This is a genomic window from Streptomyces sp. NPDC048521 (assembly GCF_043199855.1).
Lineage (GTDB): Bacteria > Actinomycetota > Actinomycetes > Streptomycetales > Streptomycetaceae > Streptomyces.
In genome coordinates, this window is record NZ_JBICWR010000001.1 from 22872 (window position 1) to 34967 (window position 12096).

The following is a 12096-nucleotide window of genomic DNA, read 5'->3' on the forward strand; positions in this document are numbered from 1 at the left end:
CTCACTCCCCTCCGCGTGCCAGGGAGTTGCCCTCATGGGTGGCGTCCGGTGGGACCACCTCCAGGTCCAGGCGGCCGCTGAGTCCGTAGAAGGCGACGGGGTTGCGCCACAGCACCAGGTCGACGTCGTCGTCGGAGAAGCCCTCGGTCAGCATCAGGTCGGCGACCCTGCGCGTCTTCAGCGGGTCGCTGCGGCCCCAGTCCGCGGCGGAGTTGACGAGCACCTTCTCGGGCCCGTAGGTGCGTAGGATCTCCACCATCCGCCGTTCGTCCATCTTGGTGTCGGGGTAGACGGAGAAGCCCAGCCAGCAGCCGCTGTCCTTGGCCTCCTTGACGGTGGTCTCGTTGAGGTGGTCGACCAGGACGCGGTCGGCGGGCAGGGCCGACTCGCGGACGACGTCGAGGGTGCGGCGCAGGCCCGCGAGCTTGTCCCGGTGCGGGGTGTGCACGAGCGCGGGCAGGCCGTGGGCGGCGGCCAGCTGGAGCTGTGCGGCGAGGGCGTCGTCCTCGGCCGGGGTCATCGAGTCGTAGCCGATCTCGCCCACCGCCACCACCTGGTCCTTGACGAGATAGCGGGGCAGTTCGTCCAGCACGGGCACGCAGCGGGGGTCGTTGGCCTCCTTGGGATTGAGGGCGAGGGTGCAGTGGTGGGCGATGCCGTACTGGGCGGCGCGGAACGGCTCCCAGCCGAGCAGGGAGTCGAAGTAGTCGAGGAAGGAGGCGGGCGAGGTGCGGGGCTGGCCGAGCCAGAACGAGGGCTCCACCACCGCGCGGATCCCGGCGGCCCGCATGGCCTCGTAGTCGTCGGTGGTCCGGGACGTCATGTGGATGTGCGGGTCGAACAGGCGCATCAGGACTCCTTGCGGGTCTCCGCGGTGGCCAGGGCCAGTACGCGGTACAGGCCGCTGGGGACGGGACGGTCGGCGGCGGTGCGTTCGGCCGCGAAGTCGCCGAGCATCCGGGCGAGTTCGGTGTCGGCGCGGGCGCGCTCGGCGAGGCCGGCCACCGCGTCGACGGGGACGCCGGTGAACAGGCACTTCAGGACGGCGTGCCGCCAGCCGTGGGCGTCCAGGTGACGAGCCGCGTACGGGCCGACGGCGGCGGCGATCAGCCGGGTGTCGTTGGTGCGCAGGGCGTCCTCGACCAGGGGGATCGCGTCGGCACCGGGCACCAGGTGGGGCAGGGCAAGCAGCACGGCCCGGCGTTCGGCGGCGGTGCCCTGCCGGTAGACACGGGTGAGGGCGGCGGTGTCCGCGCGGGCCGCGTGCAGGATCAGGACGCGGGCGGCGTCGGCGTGTCGGCCGCCGCACCGGCGTCCGGCCTCCGCCAGGCGCAGCTCCCACACGGAGATGGGCCCATGCCCGCCGGGGTGGTCGGCGGCCTCGCCCAGGGCCCGCTGGAGCCAGGTTCGGGCAGCCGGCTCGAGGTGCGCGTCGAGGTCCTCACGCAGGGCACCGAGAGACAGTGCCGCTGCGACGGTCGAACGGGTCACGGGGTGCTCCCTTCAGTCACGGCGACCGCCACGCGGCCGACACCGACCGCACGACGGCGGAACGACAGGGCGGCCTCGCCCCGGCACGCACTCACCCGGCACTCCCCACCCGGCGCCACCCGGCCGACACCCGGCCCGCGGCGAAGGAACGGGCAGACCACCGCGCGGCGCAGACTCACCCGGCACTCCCCTCCCGGCGCCACGCGGCCGACACCGAGCGCGCTGCGAAGGAACGGCGAGCAGACCACGGCGCGGCGCAGACTCACCCGGCACTCCCCACCCGGCGCCACCCGGCCGACACCCGGCCCGCGGCGAAGGAGCGGCGGGGAGAACGTGGGGCGGTGGGGTGTCACAGGTTGCTCCCTTCCGGTACGGCGGCCCGGACGCCGTCGGCGGCGTGGCGGAGGAAGGGCAGGGAGGTGGCGGCGTGGTGCGGGCCCGCGTGGGAGTGGCGGGGCAGTTCCACGACCGTGAGGCCCTGGTAGCCGGTGGCGGCGAGGGCCGCGAGGACGGGCGGGAAGTCGATCTCGCCCTCGCCGAACGGCAGATGGTCGTGGACACCGCGCCGCATGTCCTCGATCTGCACGTGCCGCAGCCAGGGCGCGGCGGCGCGCACACACTCGTCGGGCGGCAGGGGTTCCAGACACTGGCAGTGGCCGATGTCGAGGGTGAGGCCGAGAGCGGGCGGGTCACCCAGAAGGCGGCGCAGACGGTGGAAGTCGGCCAGCGTGGCGACGAGGTGGCCGGGCTCGGGCTCGATGGCCAGGGGGACGCCGGCGGCGTCCGCCGCGTCGAGGACAGGGGTCAGGGAGGCGGCGAGCCGCTGCCAGGCCGTGGCCGGGTCGGTGACGGTCGGCGGAACGGTTCCGCTGAAGCAGTGCACGGCGTGCGCACCGAGGTCGGCCGCCACCCGCACCGCGCGCAGCAGCAGGTCCACGCGGCGGGCCCGGGCCTCGGGGTCCGGGTCGAGCAGCGAGGGGCCGTGCTTGCGGCGCGGGTCGAGGACGTACCGGGCCCCGGTCTCCACCGTGACGTCGAGCCCCAGCTCGGCCAGGCGCTCGGCGACCCGGCGGGTACGGTCGGCGAGGCCGGGGGCGAGCGGGTCGAGGTGCATGTGGTCGAGGGTCAGGCCGACGCCGTCGTAGCCGAGGTCGGCGAGCAGGGCGAGGGCGTCGTCCAGCCGGAGGTCGGCGAGGCCGTTGGTGCCGTAGCCGAAGCGGAGGGCGCTCATGTGACGCTCACCTTCCTGGCGCACCGCGCCGCGAGCGGGCCGAGGGCCGCCGCGGCCAGTGCGGTGGCGGTGGCTCCGGCGCGCGCGGCGAGCGCGGCCTGCAGGGGGACGGTGGCGCGGATGCCGGCGCCGACGGCGCGCTGGGTGAGCGGGGGCGAGGGGTTGAGGGAGGCGTGGAGGTAGGGGCGGGCGGCGGTCGCGGCGTAACTGAGGGCGAGGGCGGTGGTGAGCGGGCGGTCGGGGACGAGCCGGGTCACGGCGGCCGTGGCGGCCAATGCGGCCAGCGGCGGCAGCGGGGAGCCGTCGCGGGTCTCCTGGCGGGAGACGGCGGTGACCGCGAGGGTGTGGGTGCCCAGCAGGGCCGCCGACGGCAGGGCGGGGCGGAGCCGTCCGGTGGTGGCGGCGGCGCCGAGGAGCAGGTCGAGGCCGCGGGCGGCGGCCATCGCGAAGGGACCCGCCGGGGTGTGCTTGAGCAGCAGGTCGTACGACCACACGGTGGCGGCGAGCGGGAGGGCGACCGTCAGTGCCGGGCGGCCGGCGCGGGCCGCCAGCGCGAGGCCGGAGGCGGTGAGGGCGCAGGCCGCGGTGAGCGCGGCGGCGGGGCGGATCCTGCCGGACGGCAGGGGCCGGTGCGGGCGTTCCACGGCGTCCTCGGCGCGGTCGGCCCAGTCGTTGAGCGCCATCCCGGCCTCGTACAGGCACAGCGAGGAGCCGACCGCGAGCACCGTGCGCCGGCCCGGGCGGGCGGACACGGCCGCCGCTCCGGCCAGGGCGTCCCCGGGGACGGTGAACAGGGCCGGCAGGCGCAGGAGTTCGGCCCAGGCGCGCAGCCGGCTCACCTCGCTGCCCTCAACGCGTCGGCGAAATGCGCCAGTTGCTCGTACTGCTCCGCCAGGCCCGCCGGTGCGTCCCCCACCGGGTCCTTGAAGAAGAAGGCCAGTTCGGCGAGCGCGCCGGTGCGGCCCGTTTCCTGGGCGCGGGCGACCAGGCGGGCCAGGTCGAGAACCAGGGGTGCGGCGAGCGCCGAGTCGCAGCCCTGCCAGATGGTCTGCAGGATCATGCGGGTGCCGAGGAAGCCGTCGAAGGCGATGTGGTCCCAGGCGGTCTTCCAGTCGCCGAGCGCCGGTACGTCGTCGATGTGGACCTCGCCCTCGGGGGCGGTGCCGAGGGTGTCGGCGAGGACGCGTTCCTTGCCCGCGTTCTTCGCCGCGGCGGCGGCCGGGTCGGCGAGGGCGGCGCCGTCTCCGCCGCCGAGGAGGTTGGTCCCGGACCAGGCCCGCACGGTGAGCGCCCGCTGGGCGAACATCGGCCCGAGGACGGAACGCAGCAGGGTCTGCCCGGTCTTGCCGTCCCGGCCGGCGTACGGCAGCCCGGCGGCCTCGGCGAGGCCGGCGAGCGTGGGGTGGTGCAGGCCCGTGGAGGGCGTGAAGTTGACGTAGGGGCAGCCGGCGCGCAGGGCGGCCGCGGCGTAGAGCGAGCTCGGCGGGAGGGCGGTGCCGGTCGCGGCCGGTTCCGTGGAGGCCACGTTCACCACCACCGCGCGGGCCAGCCCACGCCGTCGGACGAAGTCCCGGATGTCCGCGGTGAAGGCGGTGATCAGTTCCTCCTCGCCGCGGGTGTCGCCGGGGAGGGGGCCGCCGGTTCGGATCTCGCCGTCGGCCGCGGTGAGTTCGGCGGCGACGGCCGAGGGGAGGCCGGGCGGCAGGACACCGCCGGCGGCGAGCTGTTCGGCGCGCTTGGGCAGGGGGCAGTCCGTGGTGTCGTGGCCGCCGAAGACGAGGGACGACAGCGCGGGCAGGCCGCAGTCGGCGAACGTCGGCTCCTCGGTGACCAGGCCCGTCGGCGGGCGCAGCCCGGCGGTCAGCGCGGCACAGCCCGCGACCACGGTGGTGGCGACGGAGCCACGGGCCCCGATCAGCCAGACGCCGACACGCGGGGAACGGGAGGGGGGCGCGGACATGGGCAGCCTCCTTGTCGGGCGCGGACACCGCTAGCGGTGGGGGGGGAAGACGCCGGGGAATGAGAGGGAGTGGGGGGCGGCAGGGGGGAGGGAGGGTGACGGCGGGCGGGAGTCCGGCGTCTCCCGCCCGCCGCCGTTCAGTGGCCCTTGCCGGGCAGTTCCTTGATCCGGACGTTCCGGAAGGACACCTCGTCATCGGTTCCGTGGTTCTGGAGGCCGATGTGTCCGTCGGTGAGGCTCCGGGCCGGATCGGTGTTGGTGAAATCGTTGATCTTCACGCCGTTGAGCCAGACCCGAAGGCGTTCGCCCTCGACCCGGATCTCGTACGTGTTCCACTCCCCCGGCGGGTTGAGCGCGCGGTCGCGCTTCTTCAGGTCGGCGGAGCGGAAGCCGTAGACGGATCCGGTGGTCTTCTCGGGTACGTCGGTGGCGTCGATCTGGATCTCGTAGCCGTTGTCCACGGCCGACCAGGGATCGTCAGAGGGCGGGAAGCCCACGAACACACCGGAGTTGTCGTCACCGGCCATCTTCCAGTCGAGCTTCAGCGAGTACGACCCGAAGCTCCGGCCGGCGTACCAGAGCAGCCCCATCCCGCCGGACGACGTCAGGGTGCCGTCGTCGGACAGGGTGAAGGAGCCGGGGCCCGCCTGCTGCCAGCCGTCGAGGGAGTCACCGTCGAACAGGGCGGTGTATCCGGTCTCCGGTCGGCAGTCGGCCTGTACGGCGCCGATCGCGTACCGTATCCCGCCCAGCAGGTGCCGGCGGAATGCCGGATCCGCGTACGACTCCTTGGTGTGGCCGCCGCCCGTGTAGAAGGCGCGGCCGCCCTGGTACTCCTGGCACCAGGCGATCGGATGGTCGCCGTTCATGGTGCCGCCGGTGTACGACGACTCGTCCAGCGAGGCGAGGACATGGGCCCGGTCCCGGGGATCGGAGCGGTAGTTGTACCACTCGTCGGTACGGTTCCAGGTCCGGGCCAGTCCGGAGGTCGCCGGGTGGGCGCGGTCCTCGACGTCCACGGTGGCCGGCTGGATGGTCGGGTGCGACTGGAAGTACGCGCCGGCGAGACCGCCGTAGAACGCCCAGTCGTACTCGGTGTCGGCGGCCGCGTGGACGCCGACGTAGCCCCCGCCGTGGTGGATGTAGTCCTCGAACGCGTCCTGCTGGGCGTCGTCGAGGACGTCTCCCGTGGTCGACAGGAACACGACGGCGTCGTAGCGCCGCAGGGTCGACGGCGTGAACGTGCTCGCGTCCTCGGTGGCGTCGACGGTGAAGCCGCCGCTCTCGCCGAGCTGCCGTACCGCGGCGACGCCCTCGGGGATCGAGTCGTGCCGGAAGCCGGCCGTCTTGGAGAAGACCAGCACCCGCTTGCCGTCGTCCGCGTCGTGCGACGCGGCCGGTGCCGTGGCGCAGCCCAGGAGCAGCGCGGCCGCCGCGACGGCTGTCACTGTACGCATGCGGTCCTCCCCTCAGCCGGTCGTGAAGGTGAAGTCGTCGACGTCGAACAGCGCACCGCTGCCGCCCTTGAAGACGAGGTAGAGCGTGGTGGTGCCGCGTGGTGCGCGGGACAGGTCGGCGCTGACGTCCTGGAAGGTCTCCCAGCCGCCGGTCACCGGCACGGTCGCCGTGCCGAGCAGGGTGCCGCTCGCCGAGCCGGCCCGGATCTCCAGGGTGCCGCCCGTGCCGCCGGAGGAGATGCGCGCGGTGATCTTCTTCGCGTTGTTCAGGACGTACGGCGTGAAGGAGATCCAGTCGCCGTCGTCGATGTCGCCGACGGTCTTGCCACCGTGCGCCGCCTCCTTGGCGATCACCGAGACGCCGGAGCCGTTGCCGAAGTGCTCGGCCTGGCGGTGGCGGGGCTGCAGGACGCTCCGGTCGTGGGAGGTGAGTGCGGCCTGGCCGCCGCCTCCGCCGTCGGTGTACTCGGCGTCCAGCACGCCGAAGATGTTGGCGTTCTCGTCGTGGCCGCCGTCGGCGCTGGTCTGGATGGTGCCGGTGCAGCCGTTGGCCGAGGTGAGCGGGTGTCCGTGGGTGTCGTGGCCGAGGACGAAGGTGACGGTGACCTTGGAGCAGTCGATCGCGCGGCCGTCCTCGGGGTCGGTGACCTTCACCGTGAAGGGGATCGCGTCACCGAAGCTGAAGAGCTGTCCGTCCTTGGGGGTCTGCAGCACCACGGTGGGTGCAGTGTTGCCGACGACGATCTGCACGCTTGCGCTGCCGGTGCGGCCCGAGGCGTCCTTCGCGGTCACGGTCGCCGTGTAGGTGCCGTTCTTGCGGTAGGTGTGCCGTGGGGCGGCCTCGGTCGACTGCGTTCCGTCGCCGAAGTCCCAGCTGTAGGTCAGCGCGTCGCCGTCCTGGTCGGTCGTGCCCTCGGAGGAGAACTGGACCTTCAGCGGTGCCTGGCCCGAGGTGCGGCTCGCGGCGGCCTGGGCGACGGGCGAGTGGCCGTCGGTGGCGTTCTCGATGCGATACAGGGCCGAGTTCTCGTCGCCGCCGAACCAGGAGACGCCGTAGTCGAGGACGTACAGCGCGCCGTCGGGCCCGAAGGCCATGTCCATCACCTGGGTGCCGCTCCAGGGGATGTCGTTGATCGCCTGGACCGTGCCGTCGCTGTCACTGGTGATGTGCTTGATCCAGCGGCGGCCGAACTCACCGGCGAAGAAGTCGCCGTCGTACGCCTCGGGGAACTTCACCGGAGAGTCGAGGGCGGGGTCGTAGTGGTAGACCGGGCCGCCCATCGGGGACTCGGAGCCGTCGCCGAACTCCGGTACGGACGGGCCGTCGTACGGGATCCAGGCAGGCTGGGCCGGAGGCAGGGTGGTCAGGCCGGTGTTGTGCGGGGAGTTGTTCTTCGGCGCGGAGCAGTCGAAGGCGGCGCCGGAGGTCTTGGTCGCGAAGTCGTAGTCGATGTAGGCGTCGTTGTCGCCGGTGCAGTACGGCCAGCCGAAGTTGCCGGGCCCTGTCACGCGGGCGAACTCGACCTGGCCGGCCGGGCCGCGGTCGGGGTTGGCGGCGCCGGCGTCGGGGCCGTAGTCGCCGACGTAGAGGATGCCGGTCTCCTTGTCGACGCTGAACCTGAACGGGTTGCGGAAGCCCATGGCGTAGATCTCGGGGCGCGTCTTGTCGGTGCCGGGCGGGAAGAGGTTGCCGTCCGGTATGGAGTAGGAGCCGTCGGCGCCCACCTTGATGCGCAGGATCTTGCCGCGCAGGTCGTTGGTGTTGCCGGCGGTGCGCTGGGCGTCGAAGCCGGGGTTGCGGTCGGCGCGCTCGTCGATCGGGGTGTAGCCGTCGGACTGGAAGGGGTTGGAGTCGTCGCCGGTCGACAGGTACAGGTTGCCGGCCGCGTCGAAGTCGATGTCACCGCCGACGTGGCAGCACAGGCCGCGGGTGGTGGGCACGTCGAGGATCTTCTTCTCGCTGGCCGTGTCCAGTGTGCCGTCGGTGTTCAGCACGAAGCGGGAGAGCCGGTTGACGCCGTCGAAGGGCGCGAAGTCGGCGGCGGTGCCGGTCTCCGGGGCGTCGCCCGCGGGCGTGTCCAGCGGTGGGGCGTAGTAGAGGTAGACGAACCGGTTGTGGGTGAAGTCCGGGTCGATGCCGACGCCCTGCAGGCCCTCCTCGTCGTGGGAGTAGACGGCGAGCCTGCCCGCGACGCGGGTGTTGCCGGCGGCGTCCGTGAGGCGGAGTGTGCCGTCGCGGGAGGTGTGCAGGACCGAGCGGTCCGGGAGGACGGCGAGCGACATGGGCTCGCCGACCTCCGGCTCGCCCTTGGCGAGGGTGACCTGCTGGAAGTCCTCCGCCGCCGCGGTGGTGTCCTGGTCGGCGACGGCTGCGCCGGCCTGGGGGGTGGTGAGGGTGAGGGTGGCGCCCGCGAGCAGGGCGCCGCTGAGCAGGGCGAGCGCCTTGCGCAGGCGTGGTCGGGGAGTTCCGGTTCTGGTGGTGCGGTCGTTCCCGTGCACGAAAGGCCTCCAGAGTGGGGCTGGTTGTACGGGGCGGGTGGGTACGCCGGAATGCGCCGTCATTCCGGAGCGGTGGGGAGCCGACCGGGGGTCGGTCAGCTGGAGAAGGCCGCGTCGAACGAGGCCGACGGCGGCTCGAAGTCGTAGGCCTTCAGTCGGGTGAGGGCCTCGGGGGCGCCCTGGATCCGGTCCATGCCGGCGTCCTCCCATTCGACGGAGATCGGGCCTCCGTAGTCGATGGAGCGCAGCATGCGGAAAACGTCCTCCCAGGGCACGTCGCCGTGTCCGGCGGAGACGAAGTCCCAGCCGCGGCGGGGGTCGCCCCAGGGCAGGTGGGAGCCGAGACGGCCGTTGCGGCCGTCGAGGCGCTTGCGGGCCTCCTTGCAGTCCACGTGGTAGATCCGGTCGCGGAAGTCCCACAGGAAGCCGACCGGGTCGAGGTCCTGCCACACGAAGTGGGAGGGGTCGAAGTTCAGGCCGAAGGCCGGGCGCCGGTCCACGGCGTCGAGGGCGCGGTGGGTCGTCCAGTAGTCGTAGGCGATCTCGCTGGGGTGGACCTCGTGCGCGAACCGCACGCCCTCGGTGTCGAAGACGTCGAGGATGGGGTTCCAGCGGGCGGCGAAGTCCTCGTAACCGCGCTCGATCATCGACTCGGGCGCGGGCGGGAACATCGCGACCAGGTGCCAGATCGCGGAGCCGGTGAAACCGATGACGGTGTCGACGCCGAAGGCGGCGGCCGCGCGGGCGGTGTCCTTCATCCGGTCGGCGGCGCGCTGCCGTACACCTTCCGGGTCGCCGTCGGCCCAGATCTCGCCCGGGAGGATGGCCTGGTGGCGTTCGTCGATGATGGCGTCGCAGACGGCCTGGCCGACGAGGTGGTTGGAGATGGCCCAGCACTTCAGGCCGTATCTGTCGAGCAGCCGATGGCGGGACTTCACGTAGTCGGGGTCGCTGAGGGCCTTGTCGACCTCGAAGTGGTCGCCCCAGCAGGCGAGCTCGAGGCCGTCGTAGCCGAAGTCGCGGGCGAGACGGCAGACCTCCTCCAGGGGCAGGTCGGCCCACTGGCCGGTGAAGAGGGTGAACGGGCGCGGCATGGGCGGGCCTCCTCAGTCCCCGACGGGGGTGTAGACGGAGTTCTTCTCGGCGCTCTCCTCCACCGCCGCGAGGACGCGCTGGACCTGGAGTCCGTCGGCGAAGGAGGGCTCGGGTCGGCGGCCCTCGGCGATGGCGTGGACGAGGTCGCGGGCCTGGTGGACGAAGGTGTGCTCGTAGCCGAGGCCGTGACCCGGCGGCCACCAGGCGTCCAGGTAGGGGTGGTCGGGTTCGGTGACGAGGATCCGGCGGAAGCCGGCCTCGGGACCGGGCTCGGTGGCGTCGTGGAACCACAGCTCGTTGAGCCGTTCCAGGTCGAAGGCGAGCGAGCCGCGCTCCCCGTTGAGTTCGATGCGCAGCGCGTTCTTGCGTCCGGTGGCGTACCGGGTGGCCTCGAAGGAGGCGAGGGCGCCGGAGGCGAAGCGGCCGGTGAACAGGGCGGCGTCGTCGACGGTGACCGTGCCGGTGCCGGCCGCCGACACCGCTGTCAGGCCGCTGCTGGGTCCGCCGGGCAGCGGGCGCTGCCGTACGAAGGTCTCCGTCAGCGCGGAGACCCCGGCCAGCCGTTCGCCCGCCAGGTACTGGGCGAGGTCGACGATGTGGGCTCCGAGGTCGCCGAGCGAGCCGGAGCCCGCGAGTTCCTTGCGCAGCCGCCACGTCAGCGGGAACTCGGGGTCCACCAGCCAGTCCTGGAGGTAGGTCACCCGGACGTGGCGCAGGGTGCCGAGCCTGCCGGCGGCGACCATCCGGCGGGCGAGCGCGGTGGCGGGCACCCGGCGGTAGTTGAAGCCCACCATGGCCAGTCGGCCGCGGCCGTAGGCGTCTTCGGCTGCCCGGGTCATGGTCTCGGCCTCGGCGACGGTGTTCGCGAGGGGCTTCTCGCACAGCACGTGCTTGCCCGCGGCCAGCGCGGCGACAGCGATCTCGGCGTGACTGTCGCCGGGGGTGCAGATGTCCACGAGGTCGACGTCGTCCCGGTCGATCAGCGCACGCCAGTCGGTCTCCACGGCCGCCCAGCCGTGCCGGTCGGCCGCCGCCCGCGCGGCGGTGCCGTCGCGGCCGCAGAGCACGGCCAGCACGGGCTGCCGGGGCAGGTCGAAGACGCGGCCCGCGGTGCGCCAGCCCTGGGAGTGGGCCGCGCCCATGAAGGCGTAGCCGACCATGCCGACGCGCAGCGGGGGTTTCCCGGTCTCCGGTGCCGCCTCCGGGGCGGCCGACTGTTGCGGCTGTTCCATGCGCTCGTCCTCCTCTTGGTCGTGGCGCGGTGGGGGGTCTTCGTCATCGCGCGGTGGGGGGTGCGGGCGGGGTGGCTCACCGGAAGCCGGTGGGCATGTACCGGTCGACGTTGGTCTTGTCGACGACGGCCGAGTAGAGCGTGATCGATGCCGGGATCTCGAACTCGGCGAGGCCGCCGACGCCCTTGCCCTGGCCGAGGGCGCGGGCGAGGTCGATGGCGGAGGCCGCCATGGTGGGCGGGTACAGGACGGTGGCCTTGAGCACGCCGTCGTCCTGCTTGATGGCCTGGAAGGCCGAGAGCGCGCCCGCCCCGCCGACCATCAGGAAGTCGTCCCGCCCGGCCTGCTGGATGGCGCGCAGCGCGCCCACGCCCTGGTCGTCGTCGTGGTTCCACAGGGCGTCGAACTTGGGCTGCGCCTGGAGCAGTTGGGCCATCTTGGCCTGACCCGACTCGACGGTGAAGTCGGCGGCCTGGCGGGCCACCTTCTTGATGTTCGGGTAGTTCTTCAGGGCGTCGTCGAAGCCCTGGGTGCGCTGCTTGGTGAGCTCCAGGTTGTCCAGGCCGGCGAGTTCGATGACGCGGGCGTTCGGCTTGTCCTTGAGTTTCTCGCCGATGTAGTGCCCGGCGTTGAGACCCATGCCGTAGTTGTCACCGCCGATCCAGCAGCGGTACGCCTGCGCGGAGTTGAAGATGCGGTCGAGGTTCACGACCGGGATGCCGGCGCGCATCGCCTTCAGGCCGACCTGGGTGAGTGCCTTGCCGTCGGCGGGCAGGACGACCAGGACGTCGACCTTCTTGTTGATGAGGGTCTCGATCTGGCCGATCTGCTGGGCGGTGTCGTTGGAGCCCTCGGTGATCTCCAGGGTGACGTCGGAGTACTTCTTCGCCCGGTTCTTGGCGTTGTCGTTGATGGCGTTGAGCCAGCCGTGGTCGGCCTGGGGTCCGGCGAAGCCGATCGTGACGTGCTTGCCGGGCTTGTCGTCGGCGGCCGGCTGCTCGTTCGCGGCGGGCTTGTCGTCGTTCGTCTCGTTGCTGGTGCAAGCCGTGAGCAGGGCGCCGGCGGAGACCGCCGCGGTCCCGAAGAGCAGTCCTCTGCGACTGGTGATGTGCGACATGGCGGTGAACCCTT

The 12096-nt window shown here is 72.7% G+C and carries 10 protein-coding genes; all 10 read right to left on the minus strand.

The features are described 5' to 3' along the window. Position 1: 1 nt before the first annotated feature. Positions 2-850: a TatD family hydrolase gene (locus ACGFRF_RS00130; protein WP_393735560.1), complete on the minus strand. Its 849-nt coding sequence runs from the start codon at positions 848-850 to the stop codon at positions 2-4. Beyond that, entirely contained in the window at positions 850-1464 is a 615-nt protein-coding gene (locus tag ACGFRF_RS00135) for an EboA domain-containing protein (protein ID WP_393737073.1), read from the minus strand. The genes ACGFRF_RS00130 and ACGFRF_RS00135 overlap by 1 nt, the downstream gene beginning before the upstream one ends. Before the next feature lie 376 nt (positions 1465-1840). Beyond that, positions 1841-2722, minus strand: a complete 882-nt coding sequence (locus ACGFRF_RS00140; protein ID WP_393735562.1) for a sugar phosphate isomerase/epimerase family protein — start codon at positions 2720-2722, stop codon at positions 1841-1843. Continuing rightward, positions 2719-3561 carry an SCO3242 family prenyltransferase gene (locus ACGFRF_RS00145; RefSeq protein WP_393735564.1) on the minus strand — a complete coding sequence of 281 codons (843 nt, stop codon included), beginning with the start codon at positions 3559-3561 and terminating at the stop codon, positions 2719-2721. The genes ACGFRF_RS00140 and ACGFRF_RS00145 overlap by 4 nt, the downstream gene beginning before the upstream one ends. Further along, on the minus strand, positions 3558-4682 hold the full coding sequence (locus ACGFRF_RS00150) for an inositol-3-phosphate synthase (RefSeq protein ID WP_393735566.1): 1125 nt from the start codon (positions 4680-4682) through the stop codon (positions 3558-3560). The genes ACGFRF_RS00145 and ACGFRF_RS00150 overlap by 4 nt, the downstream gene beginning before the upstream one ends. A gap of 137 nt (positions 4683-4819) precedes the next feature. Then, entirely contained in the window at positions 4820-6139 is a 1320-nt protein-coding gene (locus tag ACGFRF_RS00155; RefSeq protein WP_393735568.1) for a ThuA domain-containing protein, read from the minus strand. A gap of 12 nt (positions 6140-6151) precedes the next feature. Further along, positions 6152-8638 carry a PQQ-dependent sugar dehydrogenase gene (locus ACGFRF_RS00160; protein WP_393735570.1) on the minus strand — a complete coding sequence of 829 codons (2487 nt, stop codon included), beginning with the start codon at positions 8636-8638 and terminating at the stop codon, positions 6152-6154. Between the two features lie 95 nt (positions 8639-8733). Continuing rightward, complete coding sequence (locus ACGFRF_RS00165) at positions 8734-9732, minus strand: sugar phosphate isomerase/epimerase family protein (RefSeq protein WP_393735572.1); 999 nt, start codon at positions 9730-9732, stop codon at positions 8734-8736. Positions 9733-9744: 12 nt separating this feature from the next. Beyond that, complete coding sequence (locus tag ACGFRF_RS00170; RefSeq protein ID WP_393735574.1) at positions 9745-10965, minus strand: Gfo/Idh/MocA family protein; 1221 nt, start codon at positions 10963-10965, stop codon at positions 9745-9747. A 76-nt stretch (positions 10966-11041) separates the two neighbouring features. After that, positions 11042-12082 (minus strand): substrate-binding domain-containing protein, encoded by a 1041-nt coding sequence (locus ACGFRF_RS00175; RefSeq protein ID WP_393735576.1) that lies wholly within the window; start codon positions 12080-12082, stop codon positions 11042-11044. Between the last annotated feature and the right edge of the window lie 14 nt (positions 12083-12096).

What these genes read in the sequence shown, in the direction of transcription:
- ACGFRF_RS00130 (WP_393735560.1), bottom strand. Translation starts at nt 850, where the DNA reads ATGCGCCTGTTCGACCCGCACATCCACATGACGTCCCGGACCACCGAC.
- ACGFRF_RS00140 (WP_393735562.1), bottom strand. Translation starts at nt 2,722, where the DNA reads ATGAGCGCCCTCCGCTTCGGCTACGGCACCAACGGCCTCGCCGACCTC.
- ACGFRF_RS00150 (WP_393735566.1), bottom strand. Translation starts at nt 4,682, where the DNA reads ATGTCCGCGCCCCCCTCCCGTTCCCCGCGTGTCGGCGTCTGGCTGATC.
- ACGFRF_RS00155 (WP_393735568.1), bottom strand. Translation starts at nt 6,139, where the DNA reads ATGCGTACAGTGACAGCCGTCGCGGCGGCCGCGCTGCTCCTGGGCTGC.
- ACGFRF_RS00165 (WP_393735572.1), bottom strand. Translation starts at nt 9,732, where the DNA reads ATGCCGCGCCCGTTCACCCTCTTCACCGGCCAGTGGGCCGACCTGCCC.
- ACGFRF_RS00170 (WP_393735574.1), bottom strand. Translation starts at nt 10,965, where the DNA reads ATGGAACAGCCGCAACAGTCGGCCGCCCCGGAGGCGGCACCGGAGACC.
- ACGFRF_RS00175 (WP_393735576.1), bottom strand. Translation starts at nt 12,082, where the DNA reads ATGTCGCACATCACCAGTCGCAGAGGACTGCTCTTCGGGACCGCGGCG.